At 41.0% G+C, this 20,098-nt stretch carries 18 protein-coding genes; 9 read left to right on the top strand and 9 right to left on the bottom strand.

Features of this window, described 5'->3' with window-relative positions; genetic code table 11:
* Positions 1-40 precede the first annotated feature (40 nt).
* Genes ACILP5_RS02980 through ACILP5_RS02995 form a run of 4 tightly spaced genes read right to left on the bottom strand, consistent with a single transcriptional unit; the run spans position 41 to position 3,009 of the window.
* Positions 41-358, bottom strand: a complete 318-nt coding sequence (locus ACILP5_RS02980) for a heavy-metal-associated domain-containing protein (protein WP_395617169.1) — start codon at positions 356-358, stop codon at positions 41-43.
* A gap of 4 nt (positions 359-362) precedes the next feature.
* Positions 363-563, bottom strand: coding sequence for a heavy metal-binding domain-containing protein (locus ACILP5_RS02985; RefSeq protein WP_395617170.1), 201 nt, complete (start codon positions 561-563; stop codon positions 363-365).
* A gap of 1 nt (position 564) precedes the next feature.
* Positions 565-2,568, bottom strand: coding sequence for a TonB-dependent receptor plug domain-containing protein (locus ACILP5_RS02990; protein ID WP_395617171.1), 2,004 nt, complete (start codon positions 2,566-2,568; stop codon positions 565-567).
* A 42-nt stretch (positions 2,569-2,610) separates the two neighbouring features.
* Positions 2,611-3,009 carry a hypothetical protein gene (locus tag ACILP5_RS02995; protein WP_395617172.1) on the bottom strand — a complete coding sequence of 133 codons (399 nt, stop codon included), beginning with the start codon at positions 3,007-3,009 and terminating at the stop codon, positions 2,611-2,613.
* A 35-nt stretch (positions 3,010-3,044) separates the two neighbouring features.
* On the opposite strand from ACILP5_RS02995, the gene ACILP5_RS03000 reads away from it, so the two are divergent.
* Positions 3,045-4,646, top strand: a complete 1,602-nt coding sequence (locus tag ACILP5_RS03000) for a S8 family peptidase (RefSeq protein ID WP_395617173.1) — start codon at positions 3,045-3,047, stop codon at positions 4,644-4,646.
* On the top strand, positions 4,643-5,752 hold the full coding sequence (locus ACILP5_RS03005) for an acyltransferase family protein (RefSeq protein WP_395617174.1): 1,110 nt from the start codon (positions 4,643-4,645) through the stop codon (positions 5,750-5,752). The genes ACILP5_RS03000 and ACILP5_RS03005 overlap by 4 nt, the downstream gene beginning before the upstream one ends.
* Positions 5,753-6,075: 323 nt before the next feature.
* Here ACILP5_RS03005 and ACILP5_RS03010 read toward each other — a convergent pair whose 3' ends face one another.
* The 3 genes from ACILP5_RS03010 to ACILP5_RS03020 are packed head-to-tail and all read right to left on the bottom strand — an operon-like array spanning position 6,076 to position 9,158.
* On the bottom strand, positions 6,076-6,993 hold the full coding sequence (locus tag ACILP5_RS03010; RefSeq protein WP_395617175.1) for an ROK family protein: 918 nt from the start codon (positions 6,991-6,993) through the stop codon (positions 6,076-6,078).
* Positions 6,994-6,997: 4 nt separating this feature from the next.
* Positions 6,998-7,930 (bottom strand): ribosome small subunit-dependent GTPase A, encoded by a 933-nt coding sequence (gene rsgA, locus ACILP5_RS03015; RefSeq protein WP_395617176.1) that lies wholly within the window; start codon positions 7,928-7,930, stop codon positions 6,998-7,000.
* Positions 7,917-9,158, bottom strand: coding sequence for a 3-deoxy-D-manno-octulosonic acid transferase (locus ACILP5_RS03020; protein WP_395617177.1), 1,242 nt, complete (start codon positions 9,156-9,158; stop codon positions 7,917-7,919). Before ACILP5_RS03020 ends, rsgA begins: the two co-directional genes overlap by 14 nt.
* A 53-nt stretch (positions 9,159-9,211) precedes the next feature.
* Between ACILP5_RS03020 and ytxJ the strand changes: the two genes are divergently transcribed.
* The 5 genes from ytxJ to metK all read left to right on the top strand — a co-directional run bounded on the left by ytxJ (position 9,212) and on the right by metK (position 13,672).
* Entirely contained in the window at positions 9,212-9,544 is a 333-nt protein-coding gene (gene ytxJ, locus ACILP5_RS03025) for a bacillithiol system redox-active protein YtxJ (protein WP_395617178.1), read from the top strand.
* Positions 9,537-10,277, top strand: coding sequence for a hypothetical protein (locus ACILP5_RS03030; RefSeq protein ID WP_395617179.1), 741 nt, complete (start codon positions 9,537-9,539; stop codon positions 10,275-10,277). Before ytxJ ends, ACILP5_RS03030 begins: the two co-directional genes overlap by 8 nt.
* Positions 10,278-10,284: 7 nt before the next feature.
* The gene (gene lipA, locus ACILP5_RS03035; RefSeq protein ID WP_395617180.1) at positions 10,285-11,154 is read left to right on the top strand and encodes a lipoyl synthase; all 870 of its coding nucleotides are present in this window, start codon (positions 10,285-10,287) and stop codon (positions 11,152-11,154) included.
* A gap of 3 nt (positions 11,155-11,157) precedes the next feature.
* Positions 11,158-12,339, top strand: a complete 1,182-nt coding sequence (locus ACILP5_RS03040) for a lycopene cyclase family protein (protein ID WP_395617181.1) — start codon at positions 11,158-11,160, stop codon at positions 12,337-12,339.
* A gap of 76 nt (positions 12,340-12,415) precedes the next feature.
* Positions 12,416-13,672, top strand: a complete 1,257-nt coding sequence (gene metK, locus ACILP5_RS03045) for a methionine adenosyltransferase (RefSeq protein ID WP_395617182.1) — start codon at positions 12,416-12,418, stop codon at positions 13,670-13,672.
* A 62-nt stretch (positions 13,673-13,734) separates the two neighbouring features.
* On the opposite strand, the gene ACILP5_RS03050 is transcribed toward metK, so the two are convergent.
* Together ACILP5_RS03050 and ACILP5_RS03055 are read right to left on the bottom strand one after the other, a co-directional pair.
* Positions 13,735-14,076: an HPF/RaiA family ribosome-associated protein gene (locus tag ACILP5_RS03050; protein WP_395617183.1), complete on the bottom strand. Its 342-nt coding sequence runs from the start codon at positions 14,074-14,076 to the stop codon at positions 13,735-13,737.
* Positions 14,077-14,687: 611 nt separating this feature from the next.
* Complete coding sequence (locus ACILP5_RS03055; protein ID WP_395617184.1) at positions 14,688-16,301, bottom strand: VRR-NUC domain-containing protein; 1,614 nt, start codon at positions 16,299-16,301, stop codon at positions 14,688-14,690.
* Positions 16,302-16,365: 64 nt separating this feature from the next.
* Between ACILP5_RS03055 and ACILP5_RS03060 the strand changes: the two genes are divergently transcribed.
* Complete coding sequence (locus ACILP5_RS03060; protein WP_395617185.1) at positions 16,366-17,556, top strand: phosphoglycerate kinase; 1,191 nt, start codon at positions 16,366-16,368, stop codon at positions 17,554-17,556.
* A 68-nt stretch (positions 17,557-17,624) separates the two neighbouring features.
* On the top strand, positions 17,625-20,081 hold the full coding sequence (locus ACILP5_RS03065) for a bifunctional UDP-N-acetylmuramoyl-tripeptide:D-alanyl-D-alanine ligase/alanine racemase (RefSeq protein WP_395617186.1): 2,457 nt from the start codon (positions 17,625-17,627) through the stop codon (positions 20,079-20,081).
* Positions 20,082-20,098: the final 17 nt, after the last annotated feature.

The following is a 20,098-nucleotide window of genomic DNA, read 5'->3' on the forward strand; positions in this document are numbered from 1 at the left end:
ACCTCATTTACCATTCACCACTTAACATTCACCATTTAAATTAATCTTTCTTTTTACAGCAATTCGGCAATTTCGCATAGTCTTTAGCGATCGCCTTCACATCGTCCGCATCGTATCCCGTCTCCGAGATAGCTTTGCGAATTCCAGCTGCATCGATTTTTGCTGCATCAAACTCCACAGTAATAACTTTATCATCTAAATTCAAATCGGACTTAGCCACGCCTTTCGTTAGAGCTAAGTTCTTTTCGATACGCTCCTTGCACATTTCGCAAATGGCAGAGGTTTTGATTTTCACGGTCTCTTTAGGGCCTGCGAGCACTAGAAGAGGCATCATTAATAAAAATAAGATTTTTTCCATGGGTTTATTTTTTAACTACTTTTAGATCCATCGTACACGCTGGGCACTTACCTTTCTTTGAATAAGTCTTTTTGCCTTCGCATTTCATTGGACACGCATATTCTTCTTTCTTACTTACTTTAGCAGCTTTTTGATCTGCCTGAGTGGATGCAAAGGCCCCAAACATTCCCATCACAAGGGTTGAAACTAAGATGTACTTTTTCATATTAATTGATTTTATAACGTATTCCTGTGTAAACCATGGTGCCTACAATCGGCCCCCAAACCATTGAAGCATCGAAACCCAAAGCAAATGGATCTTTAGCAACGTATATAGGGTTCTTTTGGGTAAAATTAAAAAGATTTTCTACTCCGACATACAATTCCCACTTTTTAAATTGACGCGTAACTTGACCGTAAACAGTGGAAAACGGAGGTGCCATTACTTCCTGAATAGGGCCCGTGTGCAAATGGGATAATTTATGGTCAGGTATCCTGCGAGAACCATTCCACTGCCAGGTTAAATCATATTTCCAAATTTCATAGGGAGTCGAATAAGCTAAATTAACTAAAACGCGATCCTTGTTAAGGAAGGGTTTTGAAAGACGAATTAAATCGCCACCATTATGTATGTAATCTGCCTGCACATCTTGGTAACGGTAGGCAACCTTCATTTCAAATCGTTTGAATGGGCTGTAATTAAACTCCCCCTGAATACTGGTGGAATAGGATACTCCAGGCATTGAATACATCCTTAGCTTGCTTCCTGCCTCCATATCGACCATCCACTGCTGGGTAAAGTCGGTTTGAAAAGCATCTAGCACTAGATTAGCCTTGCGAGATCCTATGTTCATATTTTTCGTCAGCGTGATTCCATAATTCCAGGAAACCTCCAGCGGATTTAAATCCCCAATTAACGTTAAGGCACGATTATTAATTAGAAAACCCATATTTTCTGCCAAAGGATTCACTCGTCTCCACCCCTTTCCGGCGGACAATCGTACAATCCAATCCGGTGCTGCATCCCACTTTACATGCAAGCGTGGTACCCATTGGGTGCCTAATTGGTTGTGAAAGTCGACTCTTTGGCCTAAAACCATCGTTAATTTATTCGGAATCGTCCAGGTATATTCTCCATAAATACCAGGCACTATCTCCGTTCGAGCATAGGCCGAATCGAGGTAAGACTCCTGGTAGGAATCGAGTAAAAAGCTAGCCCCGGTCTTAATCGTATGATTCGTATTATCGATGATGGATTGAAAGATCAAATTACCATAGATACTCTGCTCGCGGCCTTGGTATTTTTTGACTGAAAAATAAGAGTCATTCACGTGATTAGCCGTGCTCAAAATAAGCGCTAAACCCTGATAAGGCTTCTGAGGATACAATCGTGCAATTTTAGCAAAGGTCTCCAAACGCTCCGTCTTGCTACCAAATCCGTAGATTTTATACCGATCAGAATTTGATTCGATGCCCTTTTGACCCCCTAAACGATCCTCCATCAAGTAGTTAGCCCCCCATTGAATCATCCAGCGATCTGTCGCGTATTTCCAGCGATTTAATACATTCACTAAATTAAATAAAGGTAAATCTAGAAATCCATCCTTATTCCCATCTAAACGGGATACCTGCTGTGAATAATGGGTAAATACGCCCGTTGACAATCGGGAATTAAATCGGTGTGCTCCCTGTTGATTGATTTCAAATCGACCTTGGGAGTTTGTATAGGTGTTTAAATAATAGACTTCGGAGGTGTCGGGTTTGGCTAGCTCGACATTAATGGCACCCGCCATCGATTCATAACCATTGACGACTGAGATGGTCCCTTTCGCGAGGTCAATGGACTTTATCCAGGTTCCTGGTAAATAATTGAGGCCAAAAGTGGATTTCAACCCTCTAATCGACGGGATATTCTCCACATTCGTTTGCACGTAATTCCCAGCCAAGCCTAATAATTGAATCTGCTTTGAACCAGTCACCGCATCCGCATAACTGACAGAAACGGAAGCATTGGTCTCAAAACTTTCAGATAAATTGCAGCAAGCTGCTTTACCTAAGGTTTTGATGGTCATGACTTCAGTGGCTAAAATAGCCTGATCGTCTTTTTGGCCCGGATTTGCGATGACCCGAAATTCTTTTAATTCCGTATCGCGCTCGATGCTGTCTTTGCGTACAACTTTTTGAGCCTGCAAAAGCGTTGAAAAACTCAGTAAAAAAAGTAATTTATACATGGTGATTTGATTTAAATGAATAAAATAGGAAACCCTAGTTCATCAAATCAAATACGCTTGTAATTGCGCTAATCGAACCTGCTGAGGTAGCGGCGGTGCATTCGCATGGAAAGAAGTAAAGGAATCAAGTTCCTGATAAACTACTTCGACCGATGGATAAGAAACGGCAGTTGAGGCAGGTGTAAATACCCACTGAAGAGCCGTATTTCCCTTCGTTAAATCGAAGTTAAACTTGACCTGGTATTTGTCCAAAAAGCAGCATTGTGCTCTTGAAAGCTGAGCTTGAGTTGACTTTTTACAGCAAGAATTCGCCTCAGAAACAGAGATCTTTTTCGCCCCTGTGTAAACACATGTTGCCTCCGTCCAGGAAATCCCTAAACTTCCTGCCAGTATCCAGGCTGCGAGAAAGAGGGACGTGAAAGATTTGGCAACTATTTTCATCCTTCGAAATTAGCGTAAAATTCTTAATTTGCTTTATGTTTCAGCGGTTTATCTTATTTGTCTTGCTTTTTACGTCCAGTGCAACTCAGGCGCAAACCTACCGCTACTTAATCCTATTCAAAGACAAGTCTTCAAACTCGTATTCGGTTAACAATCCCGAAGCTTTTTTAAGTTCCAAAAGCCTGGAAAGACGTAGAAAAAACCGCGTTCCCATCATTGAACATGATCTACCCGTTAGCACTAATTACTTAAACCAAGTAAAAGCTACAGGTGCTACCATCCTCTTTCCCCTAAAATGGATTAACGGAGCTCTCATCTCCCAAAAACCAAATGAGCTCAAAAAAGTCTTAGCATTAAGCTGCGTCAAAGGACTTTATTGGAATTTCCCCGCTGATTCCAGTCAAGCCTATCAAATTCAATCCGGTATCCTAGCTACAAACGCTAATCCCAATTACGGCAATTCGAGTAACCAAATAATCCAACTAGGCATCGATCAGATGCATTCAAAAGGTATAGATGGCACAGGAACCCTGATCACTTTATTAGATGATGGCTTTAAAAATGCCAATACTGTCTCCTACTTACAAAGCCTGTTTTCGGAAAAAAGAGTACTAGCGACTTTAAAGACAGACCCCAGCGTTTCATCTATTTATTCTACCGGTGGACACGGGACAAACGTATTATCAACTATCGCGGCAAATGCACCAGGTCAACTTATCGGAACGGCCTTCAATGCATCTTTCGCATTAGCCCAAACAGAAGAAAACAGGCACGAATTAATCGTGGAAGAGGCTAATTGGCTTCGAGGAGCGGAATGGGCAGATAGCTTGGGGACTGATATTATATCATCTTCTTTGGGCTATTCAACCTTTGATAACCCCTTGCATAATCATACTTATTCGGACATGAATGGCAAATCGACGCTCGTTTCTAAGGCCGCCGCTTGGGCCGCTAGCAAAGGAATTCTTTGTACAATTAGTGCGGGGAATGAAGGCGCCAATAGCTGGAAATACATAACAGCTCCAGCTGATGCAGATTCCATTTTGACAGTCGGATCAGTCAATGCCCTAGGTACTTTATCCTCTTTTAGCTCTCTAGGACCTAGTTTTGATCGTCGAGTAAAACCAGACGTGGTCGCTATGGGCTCTTCTACCGTGGTAGGCTATGTCGATAGCTCGGTGGGTATTTCCAATGGAACCTCTTTTTCAGCTCCGCTCATCGCTGGGCTTGCCGCAGGACTCATTCAAACTTATCCAAGACATAGCGCTCAACAAATTAGGCAAGCTATTCTAAAATCAGGAAATCAATTTGAAGCACCAGATATGCTACGCGGTTTTGGCCTACCTAATTATAACAAAGCGAGCTCAGTCATGGAGCTTATTTTAGGGAATGAAACAAGTTTAAAATCGATCATCATTTTTCCAAATCCCATTAGTCCTGGAACTCCTATTCAAATAAAAATGCCGTATCATTCTGCGACGGTAGAAATGATGAATAGTTCCGGTCTGACCGTTCACACCTTTCGATTGGAACAATCGGAATCAACAATTTACCTTGGACCCTTCGTTTCTGGGAAATATTATTTTAGATTTACCACAGAATCAACTACTCAAACCTATCCTGTCCTATTTCAATGAAAACACGTTTTTTATCACTTGATATCTTAAGAGGAATAACCCTAGCGGGGATGATTCTAGTCAATAATAATGGAAATGGCGATTTCACTTATGGGCCCTTACTACATGCCACTTGGAATGGATTTACACCCACAGACCTCGTTTTCCCGAGTTTCTTATTCATGGTGGGAGTAGCGATGCGCTTCTCTTTTAAGGCATTTAATTATGAATTAACTCCATCCGTACGCAACAAAATCTTGAAGCGTACCGTGTATTTATTTCTGATCAATTACTTCGTTTTTTACTTCCCATTTACTGATTTTTCCTTCGAAAATCTACGTTTTCTGAACGTATTACCTAGAATCGCACTATCCTATTGTGTCGTCGCTTTCATTACCTTGCAGACTCCTGCAAAATGGCTTACTTGGATTAATGCAGGCATTTTGTTGTCATTCTGGGGGATTATGTATGCCTTTGGCGATGCCGGTTTATGGATGGATATTAGTCATAATGCGGTCAGAAAATTAGACCTATTTTTGTTCGGTGAATCACACTTATACCATGGAAATGTAGTGAATGGAGTTCGAATCGCGTTCGACCCAGAAGGTTTCCTGAGCACACTTCCAGCAATTTCCACTTGTCTTTTCGGCTATCAAGTCAGTCTATATTTAGAGAATCAGGCCAAAGAAAATAAGTCCGCCTTGCTCGGTCTTTTAGGCTGGGGAAGTGCATTTATCATCATTGCACTCATCTGGGATCAAGCTTTTCCGGTGAATAAAAAATTGTGGACCAGTTCGTTCGTGCTGCTTTGTGCTGGAATCGACTTCATCCTAATCGGCTTATTAAACTGGTGGATTGAAACAAAAGAACGTCATTTCGGGAATACCTTCTTTCTAGTGTTAGGAACTAATTCGATTCTCGCTTACGGTATTTCAGAAATCATCGCGATCCAATTAGGTAAATACCAAATCCAGGGACAATCCGGCAGTGACTGGCTTTATTGGCATATTTTTGAACCAATCTTTGGTAAATACAACGGCTCGCTCGCGTATGCGATAACCTTTGTGTTGGTGTGCTGGGGGGTGTGTTGGGTGTTTTGGAAGAAGAAAATCTTCTTAAAAGTATAGTTTTTGATTTTTTCATTCAAAATCGTGCTCCGCAATGATTTTCAAATGATAAAAATCAAAAGCTATTCTCCTAGATTCTTAGTTGAGAGCAAGCGAATTTTTAGCTGAAGGCTGTTTTAGTTGAAGGATTTTAGAAATAATACCTTTCGATTTTTTCATTCAAAATTGGGCTGCGCCATAATTTTCAAATGATAAAAATCAAAAGCTATTCTCCTAGATTCTTAGTTGAGAGCAAGCGAATTTTTAGCTGAAGGCTGTTTTAGTTGAGGGATTTTAGAAATTATGGCGCAGCCCAATTTTGAAATGGCTTTGCTAAACAGATCTTAATGAAACAACAATGCAGCACCAAAAACCCCAGCCGAATCCCCCAATTTAGGCTTCACTATCGGAGTCAACACCTCCCCTGAATTAAAAATGTATTTCTTGATTCGTTCGATTCCTTCGGTGTAAAGCAAATCTATATTGCCCACTCCACCACCAATGACGATAACCTGAGGGTCTAGTACGTTAATTAATGTAGAAACGGCGCGGCCGAAATTTTCTAACATTCGATCTATAGTTGCGGATGCATGGACATCTGTTCCATCAAGGTGAGCCTGTAAGATTTGCGGCATGCGGAGTTTTTGGCCTGATACAGAAAAATAGAATTCCTCCAAGGCGGGCCCCGAAATCACATGTTCTACGCAACCGGATTTACCGCAATAACACGGCTTTCCGCCCTCCTCTAAAATATTATGCCCCCATTCGCCGCCAATTCCATGTAAGCCATTAATTACTTGTCCGTGGACGACTAAACCACCACCTACACCAGTACCCATGATGATTCCAAAAACTACTTCAGCCTTTGGATTAATATCCTGCACAGCACCCATCAAGGTTTCTGCCAAGGCAAAACAGTTTGCATCATTCGCTAAACGTACTTCAACACCCAAAGCTTTTGCTAAATCGGCTGCCATTGGACGACCATTCATAGAGGTCGTATTGCAGTTTTTCATTGTTTGAGTGGCTGGATTCAAAACACCAGGAGTGGCGAAACCAATTTGCGAAGGAGTTACTCCTAGTTGTTTTGAGACGCGTGAAGCTAAAAGAGCAACTTGAGAAATGATGTGCTCATAGCCTTTTGAAGCTTCTGTATCGATACGTTCTCGGGCGATCACTTTCGTTACATCTTGGGCAGACAATACGGCACATTCGATTTTGGTTCCTCCTAAATCAATGCCCCACAAATAGGATTTTTCCATAGGTTTAGCGACGGTTATCGTTATTCTCAAAAATACTCAAATAACTCAAATAACGGCTATGTGCTATATCTCCAGCTTCAAAAGCTTTCAAAACGGCACAAGACGGTTCTGAAATATGTAGGCAATTATTGAATTTGCATTCGCCAATCAGCGCACGCATTTCCGGAAAATAATGAGAAAGTTCTTCTTTTTCGATTTCCATGACTCCTAATTCATTGATGCCAGGGCTGTCAATCAAATAGGTTTCAGGACCTAATTCCCACATGGTGGAATAGGTGGTGGTATGCACCCCTTTTTGGGCAAAATCAGAAATCTCTTTCACTTTTATATTCAAATGTGGAGATACTAAATTCAATAAACTGGATTTTCCTACGCCAGAATGACCCGCTAATAGCGACACCTTTCCCGCAAACATCGCCTTGAATTCATCCACGCCTTGGCTACGCGGAATTGACGTGAACAAGATGCCGTAACCTAATTCTTGGTAGAGCGCGGCGTACTCAAAGATTTGGTCCTCTTCCTCTTCGTTCAATAAATCCATCTTGTTAAATACGATGGTCACAGGGATTCGAAATGCCTCTGCAGTAACTAAAAAACGGTCTAAAAAACCCAAAGATGTTTTAGGAGATTTCAAGGTCATCACGAAGATCGCTTGATCCACATTCGCGGCCATTAACTGACCCTGCCCTGTTTTGTGAACAGATTTACGAATAATGTAATTCGTACGCGGAATAATTTCTTCAATAACCACCGTTTCATTCGCCTCATCTTCAACCGCATAAATGACACGATCACCTACGGTAACGGGGTTAGAGGTTTTGGGACCTTTCAGCTTAAATTTACCCTTCAAACGGCCTTTATATACCTTGCCTGACTCAGAACGAATTTCGTACCAAGATCCTGTTGAACGCATAATTAAGCCTTTACCTCCTTCCATTGCTTGCTAAATTACGTACAAATTCGATGATTCTCTCCGTTGCTCCAACTTGTAATTGTACGTATGCCCGAGATTGGACTTGCTTGTTAACAAACACCTCGTCATTTTCATAAATCACGCGCATCGCCTGGTTTAATTCTTCTGTATTGGCAATTGGAAATGCCAGACCTAATTCAATTAGTTCTCTTGCCTCCCGGAATTTTAAGTAATTTTTATTGCCAAAAAAGACCGTTGGCCCAAATACCGCAGCCTCCAAGGTACTATGCAATCCATCGCCAAAGGCCCCACCAATGTAGGCAAAAGAGGCACCCCGGTATAGGTTCGCCAGACGTCCTACTTCATTGACAAAAAGAACTTCCGCATTTTCACGTAATGAACCTTTGGAATAAGAAACCGGCAAATCGATCTGTTTTTCCCAAGCTAATAACTCTTCCGCATGAATTTCATGCGGTGCAATCACCCATTTGAAAGGGTATTTCTTTGAATTAATCAGTGGAATTAACACATCCATATCGGCTTGCCAAGCAGAACCGACTACCATAAATTCCGTATTGTCTAAAAATTGGGTCAATAAATCCCAAGAAACGGGATTTCGCAAGGTATCCAGCACGCGATCAAAACGGGTGTCACCCGCCACCGTTACATTCTCCCGATTCAGCAAATCCGCAGAGGGCTGATCTTGAACAAATAAATGCGTAAAACAATCCAATAAGCGTCGATAAAATCCTCCATACCACTTAAAAAAGACTTGATTAGGGCGAAAAATCGCAGAAACTAAAATCGTAGGAACCGCTCGCTTTTTTAAACCTGTTAAATAATAATGCCAAAATTCATACTTCACAAAAACCGCCAAAGCAGGCTTCACTAAATTTAAAAAACGTTCACTATTGAAATAGCCATCCAATGGTAAATAACTAACGAAATCAGCTCCTGTATAGTTTTTACGTACTTCATAACCAGATGGCGAGAAAAACGTAACCAACACAAAATACTGTGGATTTTCTTTTTTAAACGCCTCGATGATGGGTCTACCTTGCTCAAATTCCCCCATCGATGCACTATGAAACCAGGCAACCGGCTTATCATTCAAATTGAAGTGTCGCTCTAAACCTACCCAAACCTGTTTTTGACCCTCATTCATTAACGCAGCCTTACTTTGAAACAAAGCAAACAATCGAACAAGAACTCGATATAAAAACAAGATAAAAGAATAGAGGCAAACCCTCATTTTTTACTAAATTTGAAGTTGAATTGATAAAATTACGAAAAAGGCAGGTGATTATGAATTGGATACCCTTGACAGACGAGAAACAATTAGTTGAAATTGTGGAAACTTCTCAGGAAAAACCGGTAGTTATTTTCAAACACAGTACCCGTTGCTCGATCTCTTCTACTGCATTAAATCGCTTTGAAAGAGCTTGGGATTCAGAAAATACACCAGCGTATTATTTGGATTTAATCGCATATAGACCTATTTCAGGCCAAATTGCTGAACAATTCGCTGTGGAGCATCAATCCCCTCAAGTACTAGTAATTGATAAAGGAGCTTGCCCTTATTCTGCTACGCACTGGGATATTTCCGTGGACGAAATTAAACCTTACCTTCATGGCTAGATTTTTTTTCTTATGGATGATTTTAGTAATGCCCTTTTTAGGAATGGGCCAAAGAAAATCATCCGTACCCCAGAAAAAAGAAATCAAGAACTCCGCTTCTTGGGGAGTTGGTATTAATACAAATACCAATTCTGGCCTTTTGGGAGGATTTAGTTTTGTTAAAAACCTACCTAATCGCTCCTTTATAAATATAGACCTAACGAATACCAAGGATTACCAAGAATTCGACTCCCCTTATTCATTTAATGGAAGAACCTATGTAGAGGGAAAATTGAATTACCTAATCAACCTTAGAACGAGTTATGGTAAACATTATTTACTTTTAAATCAGGCTCAAGAGGGAGGAACAAGTTTGAGTGGCCGTATTTCCACTGGACCTACACTTGGTCTATTAAAACCCTACTATGTTGATTTATCTTATACCGATGCTGGAAAAAATATAACCACCAGCGTACCAATGGCTGAAGCATTAAATAATACTTACAGCAAATCCTCCATTAATGGAGAGGGGAGTTTTTTTTCAGGGTTTTCTCAATCAAAATTAGTACCTGGATGGCACGTAAAAACGGCTCTAGAGTTTAAATTTGAAACCTTAAAACAAAATTATCTAGCAGTCGAGACGGGTTTTATCCTTGATTTTTTCAGTCAACCTGTTGAAATTTTAAACCAAACCAACCCTCGCTCTGTTTATACGACGGGTTACGTGACCTTTTTCTTTGGAAAAAGTAAATAGAAAAAAAATGATTGAATTACCTCAAGTTAATCCTTCCGCTAATACTCGTAAACCAGATTGGTTGCGTGTTAAATTACCTATCGGAGAGAAATATTCGAACGTCCGCAAAATCGTAGACGAGTATAAATTGCATACCATTTGTCAATCCGGTAATTGCCCCAATATGGGTGAATGCTGGGGCGAAGGAACTGCGACTTTCATGATTTTAGGTAATGTCTGCACCCGTTCTTGTACTTTCTGCGCCGTAGCAACCGGCCGTCCAAACGAATATGACGAAGACGAACCACGTCGCGTGGCTGATGCAATCAAATTAATGCAAGTTAAACACGCCGTAATCACCTCGGTGAACCGCGACGAATTAAAAGATAAAGGGGCTGAAATTTGGTACCAAACCGTTCGTGCGGTCAAAGAAACCACCCCTTCCACTACCATTGAAACCTTAATTCCAGACGTGAAAGCGAATTGGGATGCCCTGATCCGTATGATTGAAGGCGGTCAAGAAGTCGTTTCTCACAACATGGAAACGGTGGAACGTTTATATCGTTACGTACGTCCACAAGCGAAATATGCCCGTAGTTTAGAGCAAATTAAACGGACGAAAGAATTCGGAAAACGCAATAAATCTGGTATCATGCTGGGGCTTGGTGAAACACAAGACGAAGTCCTAAAAGCGATGGATGATTTAGTAGAGAACGGCCTAGATGTATTAACCCTAGGGCAATATTTACAACCGACTAAAATGCACCACGAAGTGATTGAGTGGATTCACCCAGATACCTTCGCAATGTACAAGGAGGAAGGATTGAAACGTGGACTTGCCTACGTGGAATCCGGAGCCCTAGTACGTTCAAGTTACCACGCGGAAAAGCACATCTAGTTTATGCAATTACCCGCTCCAGCCTATCGAGAATACGATTTCATCCTGGCGGGAGGAGGAATGGCCGGTTTATCTTTTGCGTATTATTTAAGCCAAAGTAACCTCAGTTCACGACGCGTTTTGATTATCGATCGAGGTATTCGTAACGAACAAACCTTTTGCTATTGGAACTCCGATTCAGGCGAATTCGATTTTCTAGCTGAAAAATCCTGGGATTCCCTTTATTTTCATAGTGCTAGACCATCATCGTTAAAAATTGCTATCGAACCTTATTCCTATCGCAAAATAAACGGGAATGCCTGGTATACATTCATTGAGGCGGAACTTGGCAAATATCCAAACATACATTTCTTAGCGGCTGAAATCGAATCCATAACATATCAAGGCTTAGGCTCTAGCGTTCAAACATCAGCGGGCGACTACTATGCCATTGAAAAAATCATCGATAGTTTCAGTCCTTTTCCCTGCGAAAACAACAACCCTCAACACCTTAAGCAACACTTCTTAGGCTGGGTAGTCGAATGTAATTTCAATAACTTTGAAACGGATGCTGCTCATTTATTCGACTTCCGAGTGGCTTTTGGGAATGAATGTGAATTCATGTACGTTTTGCCCACTAGTCCACGCAAGGCCCTATTTGAATACACTTTTTTCTCTTCAACCTTGCGTGAACCCGATTATTACCGCGACAAAATCAAATCCTACTTATTCGCCTATTATGGGCTAACAGACGATGATTACCTGTTAAAAGAAGAGGAAAGCGGGGTAATTCCTATGCGCAACAATCCGAATAAACCGGAGAATTTATACCAAAAACATCTAAAAATAGGCACCTCAGGTGGCTTCGTAAAATCCACAACCGGTTACAGTTTTTACCGCACTCAAAAATTCTGTAAAGACCTCGTGGCTGGACTTGAAAAAGGTCCATCCACTTCACTAGTAATTCCTGTTAATCCTTGGAAAATTTGGTTGGATGAAGTCTTCTTGCAAGTATTAATCGATCAAAAAATAGCCGGCTCCAAAGTCTTTGAAAGCCTTTTTTACAATAATAAGCCCGCTTTATTGCTCAAATTTTTACAGGAAGAAACCGACTGGAAAGAAGACCTACGTTTAATGTGGTCTGTTCCTACCTTTCCTTTCGTAAGAGCCGCGTTAAAAACTATTTACCGGTCAATAATTAACTGATTTGAACTTGCGGGTTCCTTGAAATAATCGTATTTTTGCCCTGATTTTAATCTAAATAAACAACTAATATTCGCCCATGGCTTATCTATTCACCTCTGAATCGGTTTCTGAAGGACACCCAGATAAAGTAGCTGATCAAATCTCTGATGCGTTAATTGACCATTTTATGGCCTTTGACCCCACTTCTAAAGTAGCTTGCGAAACACTTGTAACCACAGGTCAAGTAGTTCTAGCCGGTGAGGTGAACACAACAACGTATTTAGACGTGCAAGCCATTACACGTGAGGTAATTCGCAAGATTGGTTACACGAAGTCAGAATATATGTTTGAGGCGAACTCTTGCGGTATTTTATCAGCGATTCACGAGCAATCAGCAGACATTAACCAAGGAGTTGATCGCAAGAATCCAGAAGAGCAAGGAGCAGGTGACCAAGGAATGATGTTCGGTTTCGCTACCAAAGAGACTGACAACTACATGCCTTTGGCCTTAGACTTAGCCCACAAAATCTTACAAGAACTTTCAGCTATCCGCAATAACGAGCCTTCGTTAATTGGATACCTTCGTCCTGATGCAAAATCTCAGGTAACGATCGAATATAGCGACAATCACGTGCCACAACGTATCGATACGATCGTTGTTTCGACACAACACGATGATTTCGCGTCAGAAGCAGAAATGCTTGCAAAAATCAACAAGGACATCATTGAAATCGTTATCCCTCGCGTGAAGGCAAAATTAAAGCCTGAATTGCAAGCTTTATTCAACGATGCGATCACTTATCACATTAACCCAACAGGTAAATTCGTAATCGGTGGTCCTCACGGAGATACAGGTTTAACTGGCCGCAAGATCATCGTAGATACTTACGGTGGAAAAGGTGCTCACGGTGGTGGGGCATTCTCTGGTAAGGATCCTTCCAAAGTAGACCGTTCAGCTGCCTATGCAACGCGTCATATCGCGAAAAACTTAGTCGCTGCAGGTTTGTGTGACCAAGTATTAGTTCAAGTTTCTTACGCGATCGGTGTAGCCAAACCTTGCGGTTTATTCATCGATACTTATGGAACAGCGAAAGTAGACATGACAGATGGCGAAATCGCTCGCAAAGTAGAAGCGATCTTCGATATGCGTCCTTACTTCATCGAGCAACGTTTGAAATTACGTAACCCAATCTATTCTGAGACAGCGGCTTACGGGCACATGGGACGTAAGAACGAAATCGTTACAAAAGAATTTGTTGGTCCAAACGGCCAAATAGTAAGCAAAGAAGTGGAATTATTCACTTGGGAGAAATTAGACTACGTCGATGCGGTTAAGTCTGCTTTCGGAATTTAATTTCCTTTTACCCTGATATGAAAAGAGGCGACCTTCGGTCGCCTCTTTTGTTTCAATTTTTTCTAAAATTCCTCGCTAGCCAGATCTTCGGCCCGAAGCGCCTTCACGGCGGTAGTCTTTGATTTATATCGTTTAATCTGTTCTGCAATCGCATTCAAAGCTAAGTCTAACGCTTCTTCAAATGATTTTGCTGTTTCTTTCACAAATAGTACGGCTCCTGGTACCGTAATCTTAATTTCTAACATTTTCTCCTTTACCTTTCCTAGGCTTGTCGCCACTTTCAGGAACACCTCACCTCCGGTTATTCGGTCATAAAAGGTATCTAACTTATTTAACTTTTCTTGAATGCTTTCTACCAATTTGCGGTCCGCAGTAAAGTGGATCGCGTGAACTTGCACTTTCATAAGCTTAAAATTTAATGGTGAAACACGCTTTGGGAATCTTAGCAAAGCTGACAGAAAAAAGAACGTTTTAGATTCGATATAAACGTATCTTATTTTTTAGGTGATGTCAAGTGTTTAACAGATTTTATTTGGCGGAGCCAAATAAAATCTGTTAAACAAGTCGCAAGAAGTCGCAAAACAGAGTAGAGAGTAGAGAGAAGAGATAATAGAGAATAGATAAGAGATAAATTTCGTCTTAACGATGGAAAAATAGGTCGAAGGCCGCATATGCATACCATCGCCACCGGCGATTCCAACTCTATTCTTTATTCTTTATTCTTTGTGCTCTATGCTTTAAACTAACATCTCTACTCTACTATCTCTAATCTAAAACCCGCCATACCATCGCCACCGGCGATTCCAACATTTACCATTCACCACTTACCATCCCATCTCTACTCTATTATCTATACTCTCTACTCTAAAACCCACTATACCATCGCCACTTCGGCGATTCCGTCTCTGAACTTTGAACTTTGCTCTTTGAAATTTGCCCCCTTTGATTCCAACATTCACCATTCACCACTTACCATTTTCACCATCTCTACTCTATACTCTCTTATCTCTACTCTCTACTCTCCTTTATACTTCAACCTAATCAATCGTATAGAAACCCCATTCCTTTTCATAAAATCGTGCCAGAAATGCTGAATAGCCGATAAATGATCGTTCGGGGATTTCACTTCGACGAAGGCATACTCATCACCCTTTTGGATAAATAAATCGGGGAAACCTTTCACATGCGTACCTAAATGGGTCCACATATAGTGTGCAATGGCCGCCAGACCATCTGCAGGCATGGCAATCAAGAAACGTTCCATTAAATCAAAATCGAGGGAATACCAATCCACCAATGGATTCATCGCACCTTGGTTCTCAGCGGCCCGAGCGCGCAAGATGGCTAGAAGCTCAATGCGGTCAGACAGTAAATGAATTGGCAATTCTCCCGCAAAAGATTCCCTCCCATAATGACTAGGTGCCCATTGAAAAGGGTGATGAAAACCTTCTTTGCGCTCTGAGAAGATCAAATCCCAAGCGAATAAACCGAGGAAATTGCGCCAAATCTGGTTCTCTGTAAAAGCCGCATAATAGCCCTGAGCTTCGAAATAGGCGGCTACTCCAGCTTCGACTTGACCGATGTATTCTGGTGAAATCTCGATTAATTCAGCTTGCTTTAACGAAGAGGTGACTTGTTTAATTGATTTCTTAGAGGCCTGTTTGGCCAGAAAATCTTCGAAAAAATGAATCTCTGTAGGAGAATCACATTTCTCTAATCCGAAGCGAGCCCAGTTGATGGCTTCCTCCATCTCCCCCATTTTCTGCAATACCCGAACTCGACGTTCCATTGAAGCACCGCTTAAAGAAACCTCATAAACCTCCAAAGCCTCTACATAGGCCTTTTCGCGCTCTAATAAACGACCTAAGGCATAACAGGCTTTTTCAAATGCTCGAATGGATGGTTCTAGCAAACTAGAAGCTAAAGGCAACATATGCACCCGCCACGAAGCTAGCATCTCATCTGCACTAAAAGAAGATGTATAAAACCACTCTCGCCACAACGAAATGGCCCATTTCTGTTCTGCTTCCTCCCGAGTTTGAAAATAGGGCTTTAAGTCATCCTCTTGCACTTCCACGAAGGCTCGATGGCCTAAATCCTTCACTACAAAATCCGTTAAATCCCTAGAACGCGTACCGAAAAACAAGAACTGAAGAAAGGCAAAAACCTCCATCCGAATGGGAGCTACGACTCCGTCAGAAAATGCGGCGATTAGATCAGGGGAAGAAACGAGTGCTGCCGCTTCTTCTTTGGAGGCGGAGGAAGTGACTTTGATGCCTTGTTTTTTGGCCAAAATCACACATTCCTGCTTCGTAAATATCGATTCAACCCCTTCTACTACGTCCATCAAGAAACCAGACAAGTGTAAAATCTGCAAAGGAGTTGCTAAATTTCCTATTTCAGGATAGTTTAATTTTTCAATCCGAAAATAAGCCGAGCGACGGGAGGCTAATCGCAAATACAAGCATTGCGCAGCGAACGGAAGTTCAGAAAAATCTTTTAAAAATACTATTTCTCTTTCCTGCAAAAGAGGCAAATAATGCCGATCAATATAGCGCAGAATATAGCTGAAATGATCCCAATAATAGGTTTCAGACAATTCTATCTCAATTTTTCGATCATTCCGCATTATTGTTTATCTTTGTCTACCTTTTTAGGGGAATATCCTTTTATTCATAAATCAAAACAAAAATATGCAAACTGTTGCTAATTTCAATTTTGCTGGTAAAAAAGCGTTAGTACGTGTTGATTTCAACGTTCCATTGAATGAGCGTTTCGAAATTACAGATGATACCCGAATCAAGGCGACGATTCCAACGATTCAAAAGATTTTGAAAGACGGTGGATCGGTTGTATTAATGTCTCACCTAGGTCGTCCGAAGGATGGTCCTACCGAAAAATATTCGTTAAAACACTTAGTGACGCCTTTGTCATTGGTTTTTGGCGTGAAAGTAAAATTTGCGACTGATTGCATTTCAGATGAGGCGGTTGAATTAGCGAACGGTTTACAAGCAGGTGAAATCTTGCTTTTAGAAAACCTTCGTTTCTACAAGGAAGAGGAAAAAGGGGATGTTGATTTTGCCAAAAAACTAGCTCGCTTGGGTAATGTTTGGGTAAACGACGCTTTCGGAACCGCACACCGTGCACACGCTTCTACTGCGGTTATCGGCCAGTTCTTCACTGATAAAGTGAGTGGCTATGTGATGCAAGCAGAATTAGATAACGCACAAAAGATTCTAGAATATTCAGAGCGCCCATTCACGGCAATCATGGGTGGTTCTAAAATCTCAGATAAAATTTTGATTATCGAGCGTCTTTTGGACAAAGTGGATAATTTAATCATCGGTGGTGGAATGACCTATACCTTCTCTCTTGCAGAAGGAGGAAAGATTGGTAAATCGATCTCTGAGCCAGATAAAGTAGATTTAGCGAAGCAATTAATCGAGAAGGCGAAGGCCAAAGGCGTGAACTTAATTATGCCTTTAGACAATGTTTGCGCCGATGATTTCAACAACAACGCAAACCGTCAAACCGTAGAACGCGGATGTATTCCTGATGGTTGGGAAGGTTTAGATATCGGTCCTAAGTCCATTGCTTTATTCCAGGAGACCATTGCAAAATCAAAAACAATCCTTTGGAATGGTCCTATGGGTGTTTTTGAATTCTCTAACTTCGCTATCGGAACAAACGCTATCGCTGATGCGGTTGTGAAAGCAACAGAAGAAAATGGCGCCTTCTCTCTAATTGGAGGTGGTGATTCTGCTTCTGCTGTTAACAATGCCGGTTATGGCGATCGCGTTAGCTACGTTTCAACGGGCGGTGGCGCTTTATTAGAATATATGGAAGGCAAAACTTTACCAGGAGTTGCTGCTTTAGAGGCTTAATTAGCCTATTTCACATAAATTAACAAAAGGCGAGGCGTGTTTTCCTCGCCTTTTTGTATTTTAGATTCATGATTCAGCATAAAAACCCTGCCCACCTACGCGCCAGCTACTTAAGTCTTGATAGCCGTCAAATTTACGAACCAGCTAAAACTGCCTTCTTTGCAGTTAACGGTCTTAATCACGATGGGCACCAATATGTGGAATCCTTGTATGCGAAAGGAGTTCGTGAATTTATTGTAGAAGAATCGGCCTGGCATGGTTCAATAGTTGATAAAGCGGCCAAATGGGAGCAAACGAATATATATGTAGTAGAAAACAGCATTAAAACGCTGCAGACTATCGCCAAACAACACCGGGAACAATTCAATTTCCCTATAATTGCCATTACCGGATCGAACGGTAAAACCATTTGTAAAGAATGGCTTGCCACTCTTTGCGGTTCCCGCTACAAGGTGATTAAAAGCCCTAAGAGTTATAATTCCCAAATAGGGGTTCCACTATCTATCTGGGCTATTCAAGAGAAACATAACCTAGGTATTTTCGAAGCAGGTATTTCCCAAAAAGGCGAAATGAGCAAAATTGAAACTATGCTCCAACCTGACTATGGTATTTTTACGCATTTTGGAGAGGCACACGGCTCTAATTTCAGTTCAGATGAGGAGAAACTAAGAGAAAAGTTACAACTCTTTAAAAAGGCAAAAAAACTCGTCTATCGAATCACTAATCTCCAAGATGATCCCATCAAACAAATCATGCAGGAAACTAACCCCTCTTGCGAACTCATCGGATGGAATACAATCAGCCCAGATAAAGGCTTGTTCACTTTTTGGCAAACAAAAGGCAAAACAGCCCAAATCAAAGTAATAAAGGCTGCCCAAAGTGAAACATTTATCGACAGTCTAATCGATTTTAACGACGACGCTTCACTAGAAAATAGCACACATTGCCTCATCATGGCATCGATTCTAGGCCTCAGCCGAGAAGAAATACGTATCAAATCACACGCATTAAAGCCCATTTCTATGCGTTTAGAGATGAAAGAAGGCTTACGTGGAAATACCTTAATCGATGACTCCTACAACAATGATTTAGATGGCTTGCGACTCGCATTACCCCTTTTGAAAAAAAATAGTACGAAGAAAAGTGTATTAATTCTGAGTGATTTTCTTGAAACAGGCATTCCCGAAGAAGAACTATACACAACCATTGCCACCTTGATTCATCAGCATAAAATAGATCGAGTTATTGGAATAGGTGATCAAATAATCCGAAATAAAAGATTTTTCAAAGAAATAGACGTTTATCACAATACAGAAGACCTAATTTCTTCAGGTCAATTAAATAACATCATCCAAAGCCAAATTCTACTAAAAGGGGCCAGAAAATACAATTTTGAAAAACTAGCCAATAGACTTGAAAATAAATCCCATAGAACACAGCTAGAGGTCAATTTAGACGCCATACAACACAATCTTAGGTATTTTAAGAAAGATATTGGCCCAGAAACAAAATTAATGGTGATGGTCAAAGCCTTTGCCTATGGCACTGGGGCCATCGAAATAGCCACTTTATTACAAAATAGTGGTGTAGATTATTTAACCGTAGCATATACAGATGAGGGAGTTTACTTACGTAAACAGGGAATTTATTTGCCTATTATGGTCATGAATCCTCAAATAGATGATTTAGATAAACTAACAGAAAATGGATTAGAACCCGAAATCTATAGCTTCGAACTACTAAAAGCCATCGACGAATACGGAACATCACAAAGCAAAAATATCAAAATCCATATCAAGCTTGATACAGGAATGAAAAGATTAGGTTTTGATAGTTCTGAAATCGAAGAATTAAGCGAAAACTTGGCCCAAATGCCTCATCTATGGGTAGCTAGCATACTCAGTCATTTAGCCGCAGCAGACAGCCCACAACACGCTGAGTTCACAGAAGAGCAAGTTACAAAATTCAAGCTTGCAGCCGCCAAAATTGAAAGCAGTCTAGGCTATCAAACAATCAAACATATCGCTAACTCTGCTGCCATCTCAAATTTCCCATCTGCACGCATAGATATGGTTAGATTAGGCATCAGTTTATACGGAATTACAGGTAATCCGAACGTAAAAAACAAAATCGAAAACGTATTAACACTAAAAACATCCATTTCCCAGATCAAAAACATAGCTCCAGACGAGACAATCGGCTATGGAAGACGCGGAAAATTGAACGGAAAAGGCCGAATTGCTACCCTTGCAATCGGCTATGCAGACGGCTATTCAAGAACCCTTGGCATGGGTAAAGGAAGCTTCGAAATCAAGGGTCATTTATGCCCTACCGTGGGCTCCATTTGCATGGATATGTGCATGGTAGATATTAGTGAATTTCCAGACATTACACTCGAAGATACCGCTATTGCCTTTGGCGGAAAAATACAATTATACGAATTAGCAAAACTAGCTGAAACCATCCCTTACGAATTGATGACAAACATCAGTGAACGGGTTAAGAGGGTGTATGTTACTCAGTAGTCGCTGCTTTGCAGCTT

The organism is Aquirufa sp. (assembly GCF_044239315.1).
Lineage (GTDB): Bacteria > Bacteroidota > Bacteroidia > Cytophagales > Spirosomataceae > Aquirufa.

Bases quoted from the DNA above. Each gene is read 5' to 3' on its own strand.
- ACILP5_RS02980 (WP_395617169.1), bottom strand. From the start codon at position 358: ATGGAAAAAATCTTATTTTTATTAATGATGCCTCTTCTAGTGCTCGCA.
- ACILP5_RS02985 (WP_395617170.1), bottom strand. From the start codon at position 563: ATGAAAAAGTACATCTTAGTTTCAACCCTTGTGATGGGAATGTTTGGG.
- ACILP5_RS02990 (WP_395617171.1), bottom strand. From the start codon at position 2,568: ATGTATAAATTACTTTTTTTACTGAGTTTTTCAACGCTTTTGCAGGCT.
- ACILP5_RS02995 (WP_395617172.1), bottom strand. From the start codon at position 3,009: ATGAAAATAGTTGCCAAATCTTTCACGTCCCTCTTTCTCGCAGCCTGG.
- ACILP5_RS03000 (WP_395617173.1), top strand. From the start codon at position 3,045: ATGTTTCAGCGGTTTATCTTATTTGTCTTGCTTTTTACGTCCAGTGCA.
- ACILP5_RS03005 (WP_395617174.1), top strand. From the start codon at position 4,643: ATGAAAACACGTTTTTTATCACTTGATATCTTAAGAGGAATAACCCTA.
- ACILP5_RS03010 (WP_395617175.1), bottom strand. From the start codon at position 6,993: ATGGAAAAATCCTATTTGTGGGGCATTGATTTAGGAGGAACCAAAATC.
- rsgA (WP_395617176.1), bottom strand. From the start codon at position 7,930: ATGGAAGGAGGTAAAGGCTTAATTATGCGTTCAACAGGATCTTGGTAC.
- ACILP5_RS03020 (WP_395617177.1), bottom strand. From the start codon at position 9,158: ATGAGGGTTTGCCTCTATTCTTTTATCTTGTTTTTATATCGAGTTCTT.
- ytxJ (WP_395617178.1), top strand. From the start codon at position 9,212: ATGAATTGGATACCCTTGACAGACGAGAAACAATTAGTTGAAATTGTG.
- ACILP5_RS03030 (WP_395617179.1), top strand. From the start codon at position 9,537: ATGGCTAGATTTTTTTTCTTATGGATGATTTTAGTAATGCCCTTTTTA.
- lipA (WP_395617180.1), top strand. From the start codon at position 10,285: ATGATTGAATTACCTCAAGTTAATCCTTCCGCTAATACTCGTAAACCA.
- ACILP5_RS03040 (WP_395617181.1), top strand. From the start codon at position 11,158: ATGCAATTACCCGCTCCAGCCTATCGAGAATACGATTTCATCCTGGCG.
- metK (WP_395617182.1), top strand. From the start codon at position 12,416: ATGGCTTATCTATTCACCTCTGAATCGGTTTCTGAAGGACACCCAGAT.
- ACILP5_RS03050 (WP_395617183.1), bottom strand. From the start codon at position 14,076: ATGAAAGTGCAAGTTCACGCGATCCACTTTACTGCGGACCGCAAATTG.
- ACILP5_RS03055 (WP_395617184.1), bottom strand. From the start codon at position 16,301: ATGCGGAATGATCGAAAAATTGAGATAGAATTGTCTGAAACCTATTAT.
- ACILP5_RS03060 (WP_395617185.1), top strand. From the start codon at position 16,366: ATGCAAACTGTTGCTAATTTCAATTTTGCTGGTAAAAAAGCGTTAGTA.
- ACILP5_RS03065 (WP_395617186.1), top strand. From the start codon at position 17,625: ATGATTCAGCATAAAAACCCTGCCCACCTACGCGCCAGCTACTTAAGT.